Origin of the sequence: Bacteroides sp. 11BF (assembly GCF_019633765.1) — a bacterium.
Classification (GTDB): domain Bacteria; phylum Bacteroidota; class Bacteroidia; order Bacteroidales; family Bacteroidaceae; genus Bacteroides; species Bacteroides hominis.
Window position 1 is genome coordinate 259988 of sequence record NZ_JAFKPJ010000004.1, and the last position, 20739, is coordinate 280726.

Annotated in this window: 19 protein-coding genes and 2 pseudogenes; 17 read left to right on the plus strand and 4 right to left on the minus strand. The window is 43.2% G+C overall.

Annotation, left to right across the window (positions count from 1 at the left end):
- Positions 1-53 precede the first annotated feature (53 nt).
- Positions 54-425, minus strand: a complete 372-nt coding sequence (locus JZY04_RS05980) for a hypothetical protein (RefSeq protein ID WP_122141728.1) — start codon at positions 423-425, stop codon at positions 54-56.
- A gap of 376 nt (positions 426-801) precedes the next feature.
- Between JZY04_RS05980 and JZY04_RS05985 the strand changes: the two are divergent.
- Together JZY04_RS05985 and JZY04_RS21455 are read left to right on the plus strand one after the other, a co-directional pair.
- A pseudogene (locus tag JZY04_RS05985) lies at positions 802-957 on the plus strand (fused response regulator/phosphatase); the annotation flags it as partial.
- Positions 958-1078: 121 nt separating this feature from the next.
- Positions 1079-1817, plus strand: a pseudogene (locus JZY04_RS21455) (N-acetylmuramidase domain-containing protein).
- 112 nt (positions 1818-1929) lie between these two features.
- On the opposite strand, the gene JZY04_RS06000 reads toward JZY04_RS21455, so the two are convergent.
- The 3 genes from JZY04_RS06000 to JZY04_RS06010 form a co-directional block, all read right to left on the minus strand.
- Complete coding sequence (locus JZY04_RS06000) at positions 1930-2904, minus strand: dihydroorotate dehydrogenase-like protein (RefSeq protein WP_122141727.1); 975 nt, start codon at positions 2902-2904, stop codon at positions 1930-1932.
- Between the two features lie 54 nt (positions 2905-2958).
- A complete protein-coding gene (locus JZY04_RS06005) occupies positions 2959-3627 on the minus strand; it encodes a YggS family pyridoxal phosphate-dependent enzyme (RefSeq protein WP_122141726.1) in 669 nt (222 codons plus the stop codon).
- 136 nt (positions 3628-3763) lie between these two features.
- On the minus strand, positions 3764-4228 hold the full coding sequence (locus tag JZY04_RS06010; RefSeq protein WP_005788684.1) for a DUF4494 domain-containing protein: 465 nt from the start codon (positions 4226-4228) through the stop codon (positions 3764-3766).
- Between the two features lie 601 nt (positions 4229-4829).
- On the opposite strand from JZY04_RS06010, the gene JZY04_RS06015 reads away from it, so the two are divergent.
- From JZY04_RS06015 to JZY04_RS06085, 15 genes are all read left to right on the plus strand, one after another.
- Entirely contained in the window at positions 4830-6467 is a 1638-nt protein-coding gene (locus JZY04_RS06015; RefSeq protein WP_122141725.1) for a bifunctional UDP-sugar hydrolase/5'-nucleotidase, read from the plus strand.
- 174 nt (positions 6468-6641) lie between these two features.
- Positions 6642-6899, plus strand: a complete 258-nt coding sequence (locus tag JZY04_RS06020) for an OadG family protein (protein ID WP_005820754.1) — start codon at positions 6642-6644, stop codon at positions 6897-6899.
- A 34-nt stretch (positions 6900-6933) separates the two neighbouring features.
- On the plus strand, positions 6934-8769 hold the full coding sequence (locus JZY04_RS06025; protein ID WP_032530457.1) for a biotin/lipoyl-containing protein: 1836 nt from the start codon (positions 6934-6936) through the stop codon (positions 8767-8769).
- Entirely contained in the window at positions 8769-10004 is a 1236-nt protein-coding gene (locus tag JZY04_RS06030; RefSeq protein ID WP_005806889.1) for a sodium ion-translocating decarboxylase subunit beta, read from the plus strand. Before JZY04_RS06025 ends, JZY04_RS06030 begins: the two co-directional genes overlap by 1 nt.
- A 223-nt stretch (positions 10005-10227) precedes the next feature.
- The gene (locus tag JZY04_RS06035) at positions 10228-10767 is read left to right on the plus strand and encodes a DUF4255 domain-containing protein (protein WP_122141724.1); all 540 of its coding nucleotides are present in this window, start codon (positions 10228-10230) and stop codon (positions 10765-10767) included.
- Positions 10764-11516, plus strand: coding sequence for a hypothetical protein (locus JZY04_RS06040; protein WP_122141723.1), 753 nt, complete (start codon positions 10764-10766; stop codon positions 11514-11516). Before JZY04_RS06035 ends, JZY04_RS06040 begins: the two co-directional genes overlap by 4 nt.
- Before the next feature lie 37 nt (positions 11517-11553).
- Positions 11554-13047, plus strand: a complete 1494-nt coding sequence (locus tag JZY04_RS06045; RefSeq protein ID WP_122141722.1) for a phage tail sheath C-terminal domain-containing protein — start codon at positions 11554-11556, stop codon at positions 13045-13047.
- Between the two features lie 175 nt (positions 13048-13222).
- Complete coding sequence (locus JZY04_RS06050; protein ID WP_122141721.1) at positions 13223-13675, plus strand: phage tail protein; 453 nt, start codon at positions 13223-13225, stop codon at positions 13673-13675.
- 14 nt (positions 13676-13689) lie between these two features.
- Positions 13690-14151, plus strand: coding sequence for a phage tail protein (locus JZY04_RS06055; protein WP_122141720.1), 462 nt, complete (start codon positions 13690-13692; stop codon positions 14149-14151).
- Between the two features lies 1 nt (position 14152).
- Positions 14153-14323, plus strand: coding sequence for a DUF5908 family protein (locus tag JZY04_RS06060; RefSeq protein ID WP_181996269.1), 171 nt, complete (start codon positions 14153-14155; stop codon positions 14321-14323).
- 1 nt (position 14324) lies between these two features.
- On the plus strand, positions 14325-14999 hold the full coding sequence (locus JZY04_RS06065; RefSeq protein ID WP_122141719.1) for a hypothetical protein: 675 nt from the start codon (positions 14325-14327) through the stop codon (positions 14997-14999).
- A 10-nt stretch (positions 15000-15009) separates the two neighbouring features.
- Complete coding sequence (gene vgrG / locus JZY04_RS06070) at positions 15010-16806, plus strand: type VI secretion system tip protein VgrG (RefSeq protein WP_122141718.1); 1797 nt, start codon at positions 15010-15012, stop codon at positions 16804-16806.
- A gap of 26 nt (positions 16807-16832) precedes the next feature.
- Positions 16833-17135, plus strand: coding sequence for a PAAR domain-containing protein (locus JZY04_RS06075; RefSeq protein WP_122141717.1), 303 nt, complete (start codon positions 16833-16835; stop codon positions 17133-17135).
- 5 nt (positions 17136-17140) lie between these two features.
- Positions 17141-17551 (plus strand): GPW/gp25 family protein, encoded by a 411-nt coding sequence (locus tag JZY04_RS06080; RefSeq protein WP_122141716.1) that lies wholly within the window; start codon positions 17141-17143, stop codon positions 17549-17551.
- Positions 17535-20738, plus strand: coding sequence for a hypothetical protein (locus JZY04_RS06085; RefSeq protein ID WP_122141715.1), 3204 nt, complete (start codon positions 17535-17537; stop codon positions 20736-20738). The genes JZY04_RS06080 and JZY04_RS06085 overlap by 17 nt, the downstream gene beginning before the upstream one ends.
- The last annotated feature ends 1 nt before the right edge of the window (position 20739 follow it).

Below are 20739 nucleotides of genomic sequence, written 5' to 3' on the forward strand. Positions count from 1 at the left end.
AAGCTATAGGTTTAACTATAACTTCTGATTTTTTTATGTATTAATACCTTCTGCTATTTCGCAAATTTGTTAAACATATCTTTTACTTTGCCTGTTTCAGGCATATTCAATAAATAGAACTTTTCACAGGTACTTGCTCCGTATTGGCAGTTTACTGTACCGAAATCTTCTTCTTTACCCGACCGGTTATTTCCGTCCATGCGGAGAAATACCCCGGGATACTTTACTGATTCAATGGTAAACGTACCATTTTTCTGTTCTTGTACTTTAAATGCTCCGGTAGGAGACATATTTTTCTGGCAACTTACTTTTCCTGTACCTGCACCATTGGCTTGGGTAATTCCATTTCCATCCATCCGAAGGAATACATCTTTGAAAGCTACTGATTGAATCAGCAGCGGTTTCGAGAAATTTACTTTAATCATAATTCTTCTTGAGAAATATTTTATTCTCCTGTATTGAAGAGAACTTTCTTCCTACTCTATTTCCGGCTTTTCGGTTCCTCCCGTTTTTATTTATTCTTTGTAAGCTTACGACAGCAAAAGTGAAAAGAAAAGCCCTATCCTGAAAATATAAATTCCGAATAAGCTATAGTTCCTTTTAAAAGGAGGGATCGGTCTTTTGATTGCTTCCCTTGGGGGACAAGGACATGCGGCCCTGTATGCTTATAAGACAATAGCGTTCATTCGGAAAAACATTCTTCCGGTTTAAAATATAAAATTGTAACCGGGTCGGGCACTCTCTATTTTTGCCGTCATAAAAGTCTGAATAGAAAATTGAAATTTATAAATAATCACAGATATGGCTGCAAAAATATTAAGTGTAGATGATGAACTCGATTTAGAGGTATTGCTTACCTAGTACTTCAGGCGACAGATACGAAAAGGTGAATACGAGTTTGCCTTTGCCCATAATGGGTTGGAGGCTTTACAGAAACTTCTGGAAACTCCTGATTTCTTCCAGTTTATATATCTACCTATAAGTCGCTTTACGAGCAGGAAAAGGCAGGACAGAGGAGATGATAAATAAAAACTAATTGGATTATGAAGGCGAAGAAGCTCTCTTGTTGTGTTAGGAGCTGAAATGCAATGGCTATTCAGTAAATGAAAGCTGGATTTTCACACAGTAAATGAAAGAATCGGTTGTTGATTTTCAACAGAAAAGCCAACTGAATGCTGATGGGATCGTGGGATACCGTACCTGGGAATCCCTGTTTTTTACAGGGCGTCCCACTATTGAACGTTTGACAGAAGAAGACTTTGTTCTTGTTGCCCGATTGCTCGATGTGGAAGTGGCTGCTTTAAAAGCCGTACAGCAAGTGGAGACAGGCGGAAAAAGGAGGATTCTTTTCTCCCGATAAGCCTGCTATCCTTTTCGAAGGTCATATTTTCTGGAATCAGTTGAAAAAGCGGAATATCAATCCTGAATCGCATGTGAAAGGGAATGAAAACATTCTTTATCCCAAATGGGAGAAAGGACATTATAAAGGCGGTATGGGTGAATACGATCGTTTGGAACAAGCCCGTAAGATCAATCATGAAGCAGCGGATGCTTCTGCCAGTTGGGGGATGTTCCAGATTATGGGTTTTAACTATGCGGCCTGCGGAGAGAAGAGTGTCGACAGTTTTGTAAAAGCTATGTGTGCGAGTGAATGCAGCCAGTTAATATTGTCTGCCCGATTTATCAAACAATCCGGAATGCTTCCCGCTTTGCAAGCCAAAGACTGGGCAGAGTTTGCCAGACGTTACAATGGTCCTGCTTATAAGGAGAATCGTTATGATGAAAAATTAGCAAAAGCTTACCAGAAATTTTTGTAGGCCAATTACAGACCTGAAGCGTCTCAATGAAATTTGAATTTAAAAAGAACTATGGATTAAAAAGAGCGGTGAGCAAGCTGTGAAGCTTGTTCACCGTTCATCGTTATTATCTTTATTTCTCAGAAAAATATTTCAGGAATTGAGTACGTTCAAACATATTGATACCTTCTACATCTTTGGCGTTCAATTTACCTTTGAATTGCGAGATGTGTTTGAAGCCTTTTCTTTCCATCCATGCACCCAGAAAACGGTTCATTTCTCCTATAAACAAGTTGGTGTTCTGGTAAATGGCACTGCATACCTCTATGGCAGATGCTCCGGCTAAAATGGCTTTTACGATTGCGTCCGGTTTATGAATACCTCCCGAAGCGGCATAATCTATTTTAGTAACCAATGATGAAGAAATGCCTATCCAACGCAGGGTTGCCGAAAGGTCGGATGTGTTGCTGAACACGTCTCCTGAAGTATGCTCCATCTTCTCTACATCAATATCCGGTTGGTAGAAACGGTTGAAGAGAACAACTGCCGCTGCACCGTTGGCATATAGTTGATCGATCAGGGCTACCGGATTCGTAAAGTTACTGCCCAACTTCATAATAACCGGAATACGAATCGTTTTCTTTATATGGCTTAAGATATCGATGTGACGCTGTTCAAATGAACCATATTTATATTGGACGTCCGATTGCAAAGCAAGAATGTTGATTTCCAGCGCATCTGCACCGGCTTCTTCTATTTGTTTGGCAAAGTTTATCCATTCTGAGTCAGTATAGCAGTTTATACTTGCAATGACGGGAATGGTGCAGGCCTTTTTGCTTTCTTTAATCAGTTCCAGATATTCAGCCAGTTTGTGATTGCGGATATATTCAGCCAGATAGTCACTTCCTTCCGGATAATAAGACGGGTTCCTCAAGCGGTCAGCTTCCAGCATAATTTGCTCTTCGAACAGTGATTTCAGGACAATAGCTCCTGCACCGGCTGCTTCCAGCTTAGCGTTTTTAGAAGCGCTGTTAGTGAGTCCCGAACTACTGATGATAACAGGATTTTTTAAAGTCAATCCCGCAAAGGTTGTTTTTAAGTCGGCCATGGTAATTATTGTTAATGGTTTTTCAATGAATTTTCTGTCTCATTGTTTCAATTATTAATAAACTCTTTCCCCGAAAATTTTACTTCCTACTCTTACCAGCGTGCTGCCTTCTGCAATGGCGAGGTGATAATCGTGGGACATACCCATTGAGAGTTCGCAAAAAGTCGGTTCGTCAGCAAAATATTGTTTTTTCACTTCGTGGAAAAAACAATTTAAAGAACGGAATTCCCGTTCGATTTGTTCTTCCGAATCTGTGTTGGTAGCCATTCCCATCAGTCCGCATATCTGTATGTTTGCCAGTGCTTTCCATTTGTCGGCATTCAACATCTCCTTGCATTCGTCAAAACTGAAACCAAATTTGGTTTCTTCCTGGGCAATATGTATTTGCAGCAAACAGCGAATGACTCTTCCTGCTTTGATAGCTTGTTTATTTACTTCCGCTAACAACTTGTACGAGTCGATTCCATGGATCATGGACACATACGGAGCCATATATTTGATTTTGTTTGTCTGCAAGTGCCCGATAAAATGCCACTCAATGTCCTTGGGCAGGCTTTCATACTTGCCTGTCATCTCCTGCACTTTGCTTTCTCCGAAAATTCTCTGTCCTGCACGATAAGCTTCTTCAATAGCTTCGTTCGGATGGAATTTCGAGACTGCAACCAGTCGAACGCCGGATGGCAATTCGGCCAGAACCTGCTTTAAGTTATCAGTAACATTCATTTTTTACCAGTTTTGAGTTCACCACAGATTACACAGATTAACACAGATATTTTAATTTAACTCTCAGTAAAATAAATTATTAATCTGTGAGAATCCGTGTAATCTGTGGCGAGTTATATTTATTTCTATTCCAAAATTATACTTCCGGTTTATCATTAGGCTCAGAACTATACGGATATACATCCATAATTGCTGTTTCAGCAACAGAACCGATCTGATAATCAGCCATTGTACCTTTCATGCCTTCATCCAGCTTCTTTACAGCATCGCGCAGATCGGCGGCCTGTACCAAAACTTGAGTCGATGTTTTCTTTTCGGCACCGCTTTTTTCGTCCAGTGTGATAAAAATCAGTTTACACTTAAACCAGCGGTCAGCAGCTTCTTCTTCGCTGGGGAAAAGTTCACTATAGTTGGCTCGTTTGATATCCGATACGGTAAATTCTCCTGTAATGAACGGAGTCATCTCCTCAATAATGCGTGCTTCTGCTTCTGTAAAGCTGAGTGCATCCACGAGATAAGGTTCAGTAACTTTCTTGTTCATTCCGTTTTCCATCAATTTCTCGTAACGGATCTTACACTCAAACCAAGTATGCATTGACATATTCTCTTTTGATTTTTAAGTAGTTAATATATGATTTACTATATAGATCTGCTTGTTTGCTAATCTATTCTACCACAAAGATAGTTCAAAATCTCTCTTTATGCTGTGATAAAGATAAGAATTTATTGCCAGTTTATTGTAATTTATCACCTCGCAGCCCGGAATAGAGGCTTGTTGGGGGATTTTTAGTTGATGAATTCGTAAGTTGGCACTTGAGATACCAAAAAGATGATCAAGAAGAAATTTTTTTGAATATGTATTTAATATTTTGATAATTAGTTGTTTGTGTGTGATCTGTTTTCCTTTTTTATGAAGTTAACATCGTACTAAATATGGAGTTAATATTGTAACTTTACGAAGTTAACGATGTAAATGCAAGAAGTGAACTTCTTGGAATTATGATATTAACAAGAAGATATAATAGATTCATTGTATTAGTATTATAAAGGAAAGCCGGCTGGAATATTTGAAAAATTCCGGCCGGCTTTCCTTTATATATATATGGGAATACAAGAAAACTAAATTTTACTTTTCCGGGAAACGAATTGCTTTTGAATATATTTCTTTTACCTTTGTGAGAAAATACTTAAAATAAATTGCTATGGAAAAATTATACTTTCAAAGAGCTGCTTCATTAGGACTGCTTTTCTGTCTTCTTGCAGGAACATGGGCTCAGACACCTCTGAAAACAAAGAAGAAAAAAGAACATAAGTTGCAAACAGAAGTATCGGTAAACGAATGCGTATCGGTGGATACGTTGTCTTTGGTATCGTTTAACGATTTCCATGGAGCCTTTGCCAGTGATAAGGGAGTGCCCGGGGCAGGGAAATTAGTACAAACTATCTTGACTCAGAAAGAACAAAACAAAAATACAATAGTGCTTTCGGTCGGCGATAATTTCAGCGGGAGTTATTTCTCAAGAATTACAAGAGGTAATCCGTTGCCTGAAATGTTTCGGGAGATGGATGTCAAGATGTCAGCGGTAGGTAACCATGAATTTGACTGGGGATTACCTTATCTGACGGATACAGCCAAAGTATATATGAACTTTGTAGCTGCCAATATCATTTCAGAACGGGGGGATTCGTTGGAGTGGGCAAAACCCTACCGGATTGTGAATCTGGAGATGAAAAACGGAGGAATGGTGCGTGTTGCTTTTGTTGGATTGACAACAACGGAAACTGCCCATAAGACGAGTCCGGAAAATATCAGAGGATTGGCTTTTGTACATCCCACATATGTTGCCCGTGTCGAGACGGCTTGCCGGTTGAAGAAAGAGGGGAAGGTGGATCTGGTGGTGCTTCTGATGCACATTGGTACCAATATGAAAAATAAAGATATTATTGAAGAAGAGAATGCCAAGTCACTTCCTTATCTTAATGGAGTGGACGCTATCATTTCCGGTCATTCCCATGAAGTGGTGCTTAGTAAGGTGAACGATGTTCCCATCATTCAGGCAGGAGTCAACGGTACACACGTCGGTAAACTGGATTTCAAGGTTGTCAGAGAAGGAGGGAGTTGTAAGGTTTCTTATATCGGTGGCGATACTATTCGTACCGGTGAGGTTTCGAATCCATATATTGATTCATTGGTCAATAATGTACTGGAAGAATATGGATTGTCGGATAGTTTGACTAATGCTAAGGATGCTTTGATCCATGACCGTACCGTCAATAAGTGGGACTATACATCTGTGGGAGCTTATGTGACTGCTGCCTACGTGCAGAGTTTCTTGCAAAGTGAATGTGTGGCGGATGAATTGAAAAAATTACCTGTGATTGGAGTGAATCATTACGGGGGCTTACGTGCCAGTATTCCGGCCGGAAAGGTCACAAGGCTGCGTGCCGGTAATGTGCTTCCATTCGGTGGCAATGTGGTGGCTTATCGGTTTACGGGTAAACGATTGAAGCAGTTGTTGGACGATGGACGCAGAAATAAAAATGGTTTTCTGCAAATGTCCTATTTAAAACTACATTTGAATTCTAAAGGAAATATTGAAACGATAACCGACTGCCGTACCAATAAGATAATCCGTGATGAAGATAAATGTATTGTTGTGTTGGATGCTTTCATTACTTCCGGTGGTGACGGTTATGACAGCAAATTATTTTCAGGTTATGAAATAGGAGATTTTAATAATCAGAAACTTGAAACAACCACGGCTTTTATCGATTATTTGAAGAGTCTGAAAGGATTTATTTCGTCTGCGGCTGCACCGATACCCATAGTGCAAAAGTAAAAAAATAGAGCTAAGATAAAAGCGATCAGGCGGTTTAAAATGTAATTACACATTTTGAGCCGTCTGATCGCTTTTGTGTTTTTTAAGTTTTTTGTCTTTCACTTATTAATAAATTATTGCTAAATTCGAACGATTTTTTGCAAATCGACATTGTTTACTAATAATTTAATTTATATGGAAAATCTGGAAACAGCGCTTCTGCTGATGGTAGTCGGAATGGCAACTGTCTTTGCTATTCTCCTTCTTGTGATCTATTTAGGAAAATTACTCATCTCTTTAGTTAATAAATATGCCCCTGAGGAACAACCTCTTGTGAAACAGGGAGCTAAAGTATCAGCTCCTATTCCCGGTAATATTGTTGCAGCCATTACAGCGGCTGTCAATGTAGTGACACAAGGAAAAGGGAAAGTGACTAAAATCGAGAAAATCTGAAAATTAATCTTATAGAATAATACCGAAAACGGAAATGAAAAGAGAAGTAAAATTTAGTCTGGTTTTTAGAGACATGTGGCAGTCTGCCGGTAAATATGTGCCTCGGGTAGACCAGTTAGTGAAGGTAGCACCTGCTATTGTTGAAATGGGATGTTTTGCCCGGGTAGAAACAAACGGCGGTGGTTTTGAACAAGTAAATCTATTGTTTGGTGAGAACCCCAATAAATCTGTGCGTGCATGGACGAAGCCCTTCCATGAAGCCGGAATACAAACCCATATGTTGGATCGTGCCCTTAACGGGCTTCGTATGAGCCCTGTTCCGGCCGATGTGCGTAAGTTGTTTTATAAAGTAAAGAAAGCACAGGGGACGGATATCACCCGTACATTCTGTGGGCTGAATGATGTACGTAACATTGCACCTTCCATCACTTATGCCAAAGAAGCGGGAATGATTTCGCAGTGTTCACTCTGCATCACCCATTCGCCGATCCATACGGTGGAATATTACACCAATATGGCACTGGAACTGATAAAACTGGGGGCGGATGAGATTTGCATTAAAGACATGGCAGGTATCGGACGCCCTGTTTCTTTGGGCAAGATTGTGGCAAATATCAAAGCTGCACATCCCGATATCCCTATTCAATATCACAGTCATGCGGGACCGGGCTTTAATATGGCCAGCATTTTGGAAGTCTGTGAAGCCGGGTGTGATTATGTGGATGTCGGAATGGAACCGTTGTCATGGGGAACGGGACATGCCGATTTGTTGAGTGTGCAGGCCATGTTGAAGGATGCGGGATTCCGGGTGCCTGAGATTAATATGGAGGCTTATATGAAGGTGCGGGCCCTGATTCAGGAATTCATGGACGACTTTCTGGGGCTGTATATCAGTCCGAAAAACCGGCTGATGAATTCATTATTGATAGCTCCGGGACTTCCGGGCGGAATGATGGGAAGCCTGATGGCGGATTTGGAAACGAATCTGGAATCCATTAATAAGTATAAGGCAAAACACAATCTTCCTTTCATGACACAAGATCAGCTTCTGATCAAGTTGTTCAATGAAGTGGCTTATGTATGGCCCCGCGTCGGATATCCTCCTTTGGTAACTCCCTTTAGCCAGTATGTGAAAAATCTCTCGATGATGAATGTTATCGCGATGGAGAAAGGAAAAGAGCGTTGGGGAATGATCGCTGATGATATTTGGGATATGATTCTGGGTAAAGCCGGACGCCTGCCGGGCAAGCTCGCTCCTGAGATAATAGAGAAAGCCGAGAGAGAAGGAAGGAAATTCTTTGAGGGAAATCCGCAGGATAACTATCCGGACGATCTTGACAAATATCGCAAACTGATGAAAGAAAAGAAGTGGGAGACAGGCGAGGACGATGAAGAACTCTTTGAATATGCGATGCATCCGGCTCAATATGAAGCTTATAAGAGCGGGAAAGCGAAAGAAGATTTCTTGGCCGATGTGGCAAAACGCAGGGCGGAGAAAGAACAGGCGCCTGCTGAAGAGGCAAAACCCAAAACACTTACAGTACAGGTAGACGGGCAAGCTTACCGGGTGACAGTTGCTTACGGAGATACGGAACTGCCTGTTGCACCGGCTTCACAGCCGTCTGCTGCTGCAGGTGAGGGAAAAGAGGTGCTTTCTCCGCTTGAAGGAAAATTCTTCCTGGTGAAGAATGCGCAGGAGACTCCACTCAAAGTAGGCGATGCGGTAAAAGAAGGTGATGTGCTTTGCTACGTGGAAGCAATGAAAACCTATAATGCCATCCGTGCCGAATTTGGTGGAACGGTAACAGCTATTTCTGCAAATCCCGGCGATACGGTTTCTGAAGATGACGTATTAATGAAGATAGGATGATGAACGGAATATTTGAAAAATTATATGATATGACTGCTTTCAGCAATATTGTTGCCGAACCGCAGTTTTTGGTGATGTATGTCATTGCCTTCGTTCTCTTGTATCTGGGTATAAAGAAACAATACGAGCCACTTTTATTGGTACCGATTGCCTTTGGAGTATTGCTGGCTAACTTCCCCGGTGGAGGGATGGGAGTGATACAGGCTGACGAGAATGGCATGATCCTGGTGAACGGAGTAATGAAGAATATCTGGGAGATGCCTCTCCATGATATTGCTCATGAATTGGGACTGATGAACTTTGTATATTATATGCTTATAAAGACAGGGTTTCTTCCCCCGATCATTTTTATGGGAGTGGGAGCATTGACGGACTTCGGGCCGATGCTTCGCAATCTGCGTCTGTCGATTTTCGGGGCTGCAGCCCAATTGGGTATCTTCACCGTATTGTTGGTAGCTATCCTGATGGGATTTACACCCAGTGAAGCGGCTTCTTTGGGAATTATCGGTGGTGCGGACGGGCCTACGGCTATCTTTACCACCATCAAGTTGGCTCCTCATCTGTTGGGACCGATTGCCATTGCCGCCTATTCTTATATGGCACTGGTTCCGGTTATCATACCATTGGTCGTTCGGCTTTTGTGTACCAAGAAGGAACTGAGCATTAATATGAAAGAGCAGGAAAAGAAATACCCTTCGAAAACGGAAATCAAAAATCTCCGCGTACTGAAGATTGTTTTCCCGATTGTGGTGACTACGGTCGTAGCCCTTTTTGTACCGAGTGCAGTGCCTTTGATCGGTATGCTGATGTTCGGTAACCTGGTGAAAGAGATCGGTGCCAATACTTTCCGTCTGTTTGATGCGGCTTCAAATAGTATAATGAATGCGGCAACCATTTTTCTGGGTTTGTCGGTAGGAGCCACTATGACGAGTGAAGCCTTCCTGAATTGGACGACTATCGGCATTGTGGTAGGAGGATTCCTGGCTTTTGCCTTGTCTATAGCAGGAGGTATCTTCTTTGTGAAACTGGTGAACCTGTTTACGAAGAAAAAGATTAATCCGCTGATTGGTGCTACGGGACTTAGTGCCGTTCCTATGGCCAGCCGTGTAGCCAATGACATTGCCTTGAAATATGATTCTAAAAATCATGTATTGCAATATTGCATGGCCAGCAATATCTCGGGAGTGATCGGGTCTGCTGTAGCGGCAGGGGTGCTGATCTCTTTTCTGTCTTAATAGAGCCGGAAAGATATCCGGTTCATCATAGGTGATAAAAAGCGTCCGCTTATCCTGTAATGGGATACCGGACGCTTTTTAATTAAGTATTTTAAAATCATGCGTTTTTTCTTTATTAATTATTTGCATAATTAAAATATAATGTTTTAATTTGGGAATGCGTAACAATGTTTTTCCGGAAGATTGTTGCAAAGCATGTTTGTTGACTAAAATGTAGGAAATTATGATAAACCGGATATTGACCATGTATGCCGGTCAAATGGAACAATACATGGAAACTTACTTCCATCGGCCGGAAGGCATGGTAGAGGTTGGAGCGATCGGAGCACAAGTAGACGAAGAACCATGTAAAATACAGATTTCTTTGTTGAATGTAGAGCGTGAAACTGCCCAAGGGATGAATATGGGAAAAGTGGGAACTTCAGGAAGGTTTTCCGGTTTGTCTTATCCGCTCATACATGTTAACCTGGATGTGATCATAGCTGCTGTTTTTAATGAAAAGAGATATCGTGAATCTCTGTCGGTCCTCTCGTTGGCAATTACTTTTCTTCAGTCTAACCCTGTTTTTATGGTAGAAAACACAAAGTATACCATCGAAATGATAACTCCTTCACTTCAGGATCAAAGTAATGTATGGACACTGTTTGGTGGACGATATTATCCTTCTATCTTCTGTAAAATCAGGAGGTTGACATTTGATGGCCGTGAAGTGAAACAGGTGATAGCAGATATAACGGACAATAAGTCGACCGTAAAAAAATGATAAAGATTATTTGGAGTCTTTGGCTGAAGCATGAATATTATAAGATATTTCCGGAGAAAGGGCTATCGTTGATTTTATCGGACGAATCGCGGCGGCTTTTACTTAGGCGGGGAATGATGTGGCGTTATGATGGCAACGGCAGATGGCTTTTGTTTTCGTTGGACGGTGATCATGGACAACCGGCCGAGGAAGACAGGGTGGTGATTGATTTTCGTGTGGAGGATAAATCGTTATCGTATGTGACGGATTGGAACTGGAATTTAGCAGGTGCATGTGAACAACTGGAACTGTCGGAGGGTAGGGAATCTATTAGGATGAATGCCCTTCATGGGGCTCTGGTACCGGTACATCCCGGGGTTTGTTTTCGACTTGTTTTTTTATTTGATAAGATCGGGGATCAGTCATTGCCTTATGAAACCGAACTTGTATTTAATTCTTTCAATAGACAGGTGGAATATTTGTTTTTGCTTCGTGATGAAAATACAGAACGGAAATTGATGATAGAGGATATGGAGAATACGGTTCTGTTTGACGGTCCTGTAGAGGCTGATTTTATGGGAAAGAAAGTAATACGTTTCCGATCGAAAGAAAAGGTGAAGATGAAAGAGTTTCCGGATTACCGTTTGCGGCTGTGGGAAATTTATCCTTCCGGTAAAAGGGAGATCTTTCGTCAATTGCCCTATCCGGTTCCCGGAAATATTATGGGCGACGCTTATAAGGACATTCTTTGCCGATTATTGTATATATGAAATAGACTGATTTTCTTAATATAAAAATTAAATGCTTATGGGACCAATGAAAACACCCGGCGTATATATCGTCGAGAAAAGTGCATTTCCGAGTTCGACAGTTGAAGTGGCTACGGCTGTGCCTGCTTTTATCGGGTATACCGAAATGGCTTTGAATGGTAACGTTTCGTTGTTGAACAAACCTTTCCGTATCACTTCGATGGCCGAATATCACTCTTTTTTTGGAGGAGCACCGACTCCTTTGTTTACTTTGGAGGATGCGGCCGACGGTGAGATGCCGACAATGGTTTGCGGAACTAAAAAAATGGTGGCAAAGCGTACCAGTGTACCTTTTACTCTGTACTACCATATGTTGATGTTCTTTGCAAACGGCGGGGGACCTTGCTACATTGTTTCCGTAGGTGATTATACAGCCGACAGCCTCGACGCTGATGCGTTCAAGGCAGGTATCGACACGTTACTGAAAGAACAGGAACCGACAATGGTACTGTGTCCCGAAGCCGTCAATCTGAATGACAAAGAATTATGTTACGGTGTGCAGACTGCTATGTTGAGCCATTGCGGATACAAGATGCGCAATCGTATCACGATTCTGGATATATACGACGGCTACAAGGACCGTCGGGATCCTAAAGGAGATGTGGTGAATGAATTCCGCGAAAAGATAGGCAGTGCTTTCCTTGATTTCGGGGCCGCATATTATCCCTGGATTAACACTTCTGTCGTACAGGATCGCGACCTGTCTTTCCTGAACCTGGATGCTGAAAGTCTGAAAGCATTGCTTGAAGAAGAATTGAAGAGACAGCCGGAAGAGAAAAAGCAGTTGATAAAAGAACAGATTGATAAACTGGGTACGGAGATGACTGACGTGGAACAAGACGGGCTGCATAAAACGCTGATGTTGATTTGTCCGATCTACATAGCCGTGCTAAAGGAACTCAAAAGGGTACTTAACTTGCTTGCGCCTTCGGCTGCAATGGCGGGCATTTATACAATGGTGGACAACACACGAGGAGTGTGGAAAGCACCTGCCAATGTCTCGGTTAATACAGTAATCTCTCCGGCTTTGAATATCACCCATGATGAACAGGAAGACCTGAACGTACCTTTGTCGGGTAAAGCCATCAATGCCATACGCACGTTTGTGGGCGAAGGAATCAAGGTATGGGGTGCCCGTACATTGGACGGTAATTCGCTCGATTGGCGTTATATTAACGTCCGCCGTACCATGATCATGCTTGAGGAGTCGGTGAAGAATGCAAGCCGGGCGTATGTTTTCGAGCCTAATGTGGCGTCTACCTGGTTAAACCTGAAAAGTATGATTCAAAACTTCCTGACCGGTATCTGGAAGCGGGGAGGACTGGCCGGAGCTACTCCGGATGATGCTTTCAGCGTACATGTCGGCTTGGGAGACACAATGACTCCGGAAGATGTGCTGGAGGGTATTCTTCGCGTGACGGTTCTGGTAGCTATTGTCCGTCCGGCAGAGTTTATCGAAATCACATTCCAGCAGCAGATGCAAAAAAGTTAGCGAAGGAGGCAAGGTGTTTCTCAACAAAAAGACTTAAGTCTTCGGAGTGAAACGTTTAAGTCTTCGGACTGAAACTCTTAAGTCTTTTCAGAAAACGTCTAAGTCTTTCCGAAAAACACTTTAGCCTTTATCGAAATAAGATAAACAGATTATTTATAATTTAATACTAAAGATTATGGCAGGAGAAAAACAAGATAGCGTATGGCCGTTGCCGGTGTTCTATTTCAAAGTGGAGATTGGCAGTTTGGGTGAGATTGCCTTTAAAGAAGTTTCGGGAATGGATGCTGAGGCACAAGTGATAGAGTACAGGCATGGAAACAGTCCGCAGTTTTCTACAATCAAGATGCCGGGCATCAAGAAATATAGCAATGTCACTCTGAAAAAAGGAGTTTTCGCTCAGGACAACAAGCTATTCGACTGGTTCAATACCATCAAGATGAATACCATTCAAAGAGAACCGGTTACGATCAGTTTGCTGGACGAGGAAGGAAATCCGACAATGGTATGGAAACTTGCCAATGCGTGGCCTACCAAAGTGAGCGGTGTCAGCCTGAAGTCGGATGGCAACGAGGCGGCTATCGAGCAGTTAGATATAGCGCACGAAGGAATAACTATTGAAAACGGATAATAAAGATAAGCTGAATGCTCGAATTAGATCATATCATACCGCCTCCTACTGTATTCTACTTCAATGTACAGTTTCTGGCTCCTTTTCCCATTCCGGATATGGCTTTTCTTGAAGTATCCGGACTTACCATGGAGTTGGAAACCATAGAAATAGAAGAGGGTGGAGGGCCGAGAGTGAAACTACCGGGCTACCGGAAACATGGAAACTTGGTATGTAAAAGACCTATGAAGCGATTGGGATTAAGTGCCCTGTCGATGTGGACAACAGCGACGATGCAAATGGAGTATACCACTCCGGTATTGACCAGTGAGATTATGGTGACTCTGTTGGGAGCTTTCGGTGAACCTACATGCGGGTGGCTGATTACGGATGCCTATCCGGTGAAGTGGGAGGTTGGTGCATTCGATTCAAAGAAAAATGATGTAGCGATTGAGACGCTTGAGTTTGTGTATTATTCTGTAAATCGTGTATTGTGATATGCCTATTATTATTAAGGAAGTAATTGTAAGAACTACTGTGGAGTCTAAAAAGGCTCCACAGGAGACTTTCCCGAAGGAGTGGATGGAGAAGATGAAGCGGGAAGTGGTCGAGGAATTGAGACAGGAGAACCGGAGTATAAGAACGGGAAAAATCAGAAAGGACAGGTAAAATGGATATCAGATGGCTTAAAAAACTTGAAATTATCGGGTATAAGGACGGAACGTTCAATACTTTGAGTGGCCATCGCTTTAGGTTGATGATTAATCCGAAGGACTATGAGTCTAAAAAAGAAATAAAGTATTGCGTTGAAAACTGGATTGGAGGACCTGTTTTCAAAAGCTATAATCAAGAAGGACTGGAACTTGAATTTGTGCTTGATACTACAGGAGTATTGACTAAGCTCGGAGACGATAAATTTGGGAAAAGCCTGAAATCTCTGATTAATGATTTGAGCGAAACCGTTTACCAATATATAGGGACTGTTCATCAGCCGGGGTTTGTTAAGGTGATTTGGGGAGAACTTAACTTTCAGGGACGGTTGCAACAGATGGATATCAAATATACCATGTTCGATCCGAATGGTGCTCCGCTGCGTGCAACCGTGCAACTCAAGTTGATAAGGTATACGGATGTGAAAACCTTCCGGTTGCAGATGTCGAACAGTTCTCCGGATCTCTCGCATGTGGTTACTGTAAAAGACGGAGATACACTTCCTGACCTTTGTCGGAAGATTTATGATAATACAGCCTATTGTACGGAGGTGGCGCGCATCAATGGGCTTACGGGTTTCAGGTACATTGAACCCGGAACACAGTTGTTTTTTCCACCATTAACTAACGAGTAAATAGAAATCTATGAATGATAATTCACCAAGTAAAAATGCCGGAAAACTGGTCACATATACCGTTTATAGTAACGGGACTAAAATAAGTGATAAATATCAGTTTAAAAATATAGAAGTATGTCGTGAGGTAAATCGGATAGGAAGTGCTGTACTGAAGATTTATGCCGGGGATATGCCTAAATCGAATGTGCCGGAAAGTGAGTCGGACGACTTCAAACCCGGTCAAAAAATAAAGATTGAGTTGGGATATGAATGCACGGATAACTCGGTTTTTGAAGGTATAGTCGTGGCTCAAAGAATCTATATTCCACGAGAAGCGGAGGCTGCCGTATTATTAATTGTAGAGTGTAAGAATGAAGCGGTCAAGGCTACCGTAGCCCGTAAGAATCGGGTATTTGAGAAGAAGAAAGACAGTGATGCCATTATAACGGTTCTTTCCGATTGCGGGTTGTCGGTTGATGTGGATGGTACGAATGTGGAACATACTCAACTGGTACAATATTATTGCACCGATTGGGATTTTGCCTTGTCACGGGCCGATGCTTGTGGTATGATTGTGATAACAGACGGAAATAAAGTAACCGTGGGTAAACCTAAAGTGTCGGAGGCTCCGGTTCTGAAAGTGGAGTATGGCACGGACTTGCTTTCATTTGACGGTGAGCTGTATGTCGAAGACCAATTTTCAAAAGTAGAAAGCGTGGGATGGGATCCGATTACTCAGAAAGCAGTTATTGCCAATGCGGCAACTCCTTCTTTAAATAAGCAGGGAAATCTTTCGACTGCAGATATTCTTTCTGTTGCCGGTACGGATAGAGTGACTTTACAGACAGATGCGCTATCAGCAAAGGATGTACTGCAAAACTGGGCGGATGCCACATTGTTGAAAACGGGATTGTCACGTTTCAGGGGTACCTTCTCTTTTCAGGGGAATGCATCTGTTACACCGGGATGTATCATCGAACTGACCGGCATGGGAGCACGGTTCAATGGGAAGATATTTGTGGGATCGGTGACACACACTGTACAAAATGGTTCGTGGATAACGGAAGTGGAGATGGGCATTTCGCCCATGAACATCACTCAACGTACGGATGTGATGGCTCCTCCGGCATCGGGATGGATTCCCGGTATTGAAGGACTGCACATCGGTAAGGTTTCAAAACTTACTGATGATCCGGATTCAAACTACCGTATTCAGGTGGAAGTGCCGTTATTGAATTCCTCTCGGGATACCGTATGGGCACGTTTATCTCAATTTGCGGCTTCCAATGGGATGGGAAGTTACTTTGTACCTTCGGTTGGCGATGAAGTAGTACTGGGATTTATTAATAACGATCCGAATCAGGCTGTCATATTGGGTTGTATGTATAGCAGCAAGCAGGCGCCTCCGTACAATGCAGATGAAAAGAACTATAAGCGTGCTATTATCACTCCCGAGAAACTGACGGTGGAACTGGATGATGAGAAAAAAATGATAACTATCAGCACACCTTGCAAGAACTCGATTGTGATAAGCGATGATGCCAAAGGAATCAAAGTGAAAGATCAGAATAGGAATGAATGCATGATGGACGATAAAGGTATTAAACTGACTTCCGCAAAAGATATTGTTCTGTCGGCAAAAGGGAATATACAATTGGATGCAAAGGGGAAAATTGCTGTCAAAGCTACACAGGATGTATCGATTGAAGGGATGAATGTGACTGCCAAAGCACAGACCTCCCTGAAAGTTACCGGTTCTGCTTCTGCCGAACTTTCAGCTTCCGGACAGACTACTGTCAAAGGTGCTATGGTGATGATTAATTGATTGTTTCATACTAAAAATATAAAATTATGCCTCCAGCTGCCAGATTAACTGATATGCACTCTTGTCCCATGCAGACTCCTGCATGGCCGTCACCTATTCCGCATGTGGGCGGGCCAATTATAGGGCCCGGTGCCCCTACCGTACTGATAGGTAAGTTGCCTGCTGCCGTAATGGGTGATAGTTGCGTGTGTGTAGGACCTCCTGATTCGATTATCAAAGGATCGGCTACTGTAATGATATGTGGAAAACCTGCTGCCCGTATGGGGGATACGACTGCCCATGGCGGTTCGATTGTTGCCGGTTGCCCGACTGTCCAAATAGGAGGATAGCTTTTATGGATACGGATAAGGACCGTTCTTTTCTGGGAAAAGGGTGGGCTTTCCCACCGGTTTTCCATACGGGTGTGTCTCCGACAGCGATGGTGTCGGATGAAGAAGATATCCGACAGAGTTTGCACATTATCTTATCCACACGTTTGGGAGAGAGGGTGATGCGCCCTGAGTTCGGTTCGGAGGTACATAATATGGTCTATCACAATATGGATCTGACTGCACGTACTCAACTACGGGCAGCTATTGAAAACGCGATACTTCATTTTGAAAGGCGCATTACGTTGACCGACGTGGAGTTTGACGTAAGTGAAGAACGGGTGGGTAAAATGAGTATTATACTGGAATACACCATACGCCTGACAAATGCCCGCGGTAATTTGGTTTATCCTTATTATTATGACGAACATTTCTGACACAGACGGGTTGAGTAGGGCAAAACGCCTGGAGCGCTTTGAATCTTCGGTTGTTTTGCCGGTACTGGAAGAGCGGTTTCCGGTACTCCTTGCTCATGTCTTATGCGGTTCGGAATTTTCGTCTTATTACCATTGGCAGCCATTAATGGTATGGCTCGATATGGTACGTTTTCACGACTTTGATGATGCGGGACAAATCTATCATGTTCTGCGGGAATGGAGAAAGAGGTTGGAGTACGCTTGTCTGGAAGGGCCTTCTTTGGGGCTGCTGAAAGATATCAGCGGACAAATAGACCTTCACATCCGTCCTGTACAGGTTGCTGTAGGAGAGCAGCCGGAAGATGAAAGTGTCCGGCGTCGTTTTCATCTGCTGTTGCAAGGGGTGGTACGCTGGTTGCAATCCAGGAGGGAAACGTATTTGACGGAAATCTGTACTTTCGGAAGGATGGACCCTTCACTTGCCTTACTGGTTGCTTTTCTGCACAATTATGCCGGAATCGTTTCATCGTTCAATCTGCGTTGGGAACGATTGCAGGACTTCTATCAGAAAGAGATTCTGAAAGGAATTGCCCGAAAAAGAAAACCTTGTTCCACTTGGCTTTCTTTCGAAAAATCACCTGCTGTGAATTCTGTTTTACTTCAGCGCAATATATATTTCAAAGCAGGAAAAGATGAAAAAGTAGCAGGCTATAAGTTGCTATCCGATATGTGTGTAACGGGGATGAAAGTAGCTGGAGTAAGTATAATCCGAGTAGAGAAAAAGTCAGACCGTTATCCGGAAGCGGCATTAGGCTATGTAACTTCGGTACTTCAGTCTACTTTGAAAGACCGGACGGCTCGTCCGGAACCTATCGGACTCCGTATCCATTCGATGCTGTTACTATTGAGTGAGGGCGAGCGGGAGGTTTCCGTATGGTTCGAACTGAACCGGGAGTCTCAGCAACGATGGGTAGGGATGGTTGATGAAGTGGCTAAAGCTCAGGAAATCAATCCCGATGAAGCTGCCTTTAAGATTCTGAATGATTCATTTCTACTCAAAGTGAGTACTTCGGAGGGAGATCGGGAAGTAGATCGTTTCCATCTTCGCTGGCAGGAAGGAATCGGATTGCGGTTGACATTCCGTTTGGATGAAAGTTTCCCTCCCGTATGTCCGGACAAAGGAGAAGGTGCTCCGGCATTGAGCTTACTGATGAATACTGAGGCATGGTTGTTCCCTTACTCGTGGGCACGTAGGCTTGAAGTGCGTTCAGTGAGGATACATGTGAAGGTGAACGGACTCAGAGAGTTCAGTTTGTATAATGAACTGGGACAGGTCGATGCCCGTCAGCCTTTTTCGCCCTTTGGTATACAGGGAGATAAAGGAGCATGGATGGCGTTTGGTTGTTATGAAATGGCATTAAAACTGGTGACGCATGTAGAACTGCATTTCCGCTGGCTACATCTTCCGGTGGGCAATGGCGGATTGGAGGAGCATTATCGGGAATATAATAAAGGGCTGAATAATCGTTCGTTTCGGGCCCGGACAGAGTTTTTGCATAACCGGGAATGGAAACAGACGTCCGGAATAGAAGAACATTATCTGTTTTGTACTTCATCAGCGTCTGTTCCTATAGCTGCAGACGCGGTGAAGGAAGAGACGAAGATCGTGTTTGAAGTTCCCGAGGTGGTTTTACCTCCATTGGACGACATCACCCGTTTTCGTCTCGGGGAGGTTCGCTCCGGCTTCTATCGTCTGGTGTTGAGTGCTCCGGATATGGGATTCGGAATGCATGAATATCGTCGGCTTTTTGCTGAAGTGATGATGGAAAACAGTTATCGCCGCCGTAAGAAACGTCCTTTGCCGGAACCTCCGCTGTCTTTGCAAATGGATGCCGTATCACTGAATTATATAGCGGAAGAAGAGGTACAATTTGCAGTCGGATGTCATTCGGAAATCAGATTTTCATACATCCGTCCGTTGTCCGGAACTGTAGATGCTACCCCCGATATGAGCCATCCGATCACTTTGGCGGACGGACCGGACGATGAAGGCAATATCCTGATAGGCATAGCAGATGCGATAGGTGAGAATATAATCCGGTTGTATATCGGAATGGAACTGTTGCGGCGTGAGATCGACCATGAGTATTTGCCATCTGTGGACTGGTACTATAGGGATTCTTACCGTTGGGTGAAAGTGGACCCTGTGTATGTATTGCGGGATGATACCGGGGGATTGATGCATAGTGGTGCAGTCATCATTCAGTTTCCTTTTAGTATTTCTCTGGAGATGACAGATACGGAGGGAGTTTTCTGGATTTGTGCGGGTATACACTCTAATGTATGTAACTGTTCGGTGTTGCGGAGTGTGAGTTTGAATGTAGCCGAGGTGGCATGGACAACGGAAGAAGAAACGGAGAAGTCTGTCCCAGGTTTACTCTCTTACCAGAGAGTCGGATTACTTGATACGACTGCTGCTGAGGAATCGGAAACAGAGATGAAAGCACGTTTGAGCGAACGGATTGCACATCGTCAGCGTCCTCTTTTACCTTGTGAATATGAACAGTTGGTATTGCAGGAATTCCCTGGATTGGCAAAAGTGAAGTGCTTACGGGGAATTGATGCGAAATCCCTGAATCGTGCAACTGTGGTTACATTGGTCGCCATACGCAATCGTATCAGTAAAGACTGGCCCTTGTGCACCGATCAGCTGCTTTGCAGGATAGAGAGTTTTTTACGTCCTTATACATCGCCATTTGCCAAGATTGATGCGATTAATCCGGTTTATGAAGAAGTGACTGTTTTTTGTGGCGTCAGCTTGAAGGAAGGACAGCAAGCCGGCGAAGCTATTTCGGACATTAACCGGAATCTGTGCAGATGCATTGCTCCTTGGAACGAAGAGCAGAAAGAACCTGTTTTAGGGTACTGTTTCTCCATACGCGATCTGATAAGTTGTATCAAAGAAAATCCGTCTGTAGAGGCATTGCACGGCATAAAACTTTTGCAGGTCATTGGTGAAGAGGCGAAGTTCGGATTGAAAGAATATACGGGTGAGCAGGATGAGAATCAGACGATTGCTCCTTCTGTGCCTTGGGGTATATTGGTACCGGCTGTACGGCAATACGTGAAGTTGGTGGAGGCTGGTGAATGGCGTCAGGATATTGAGTTTGGAGATTTGGAAGTAGAGAATACCTTTGTAATACAATAGC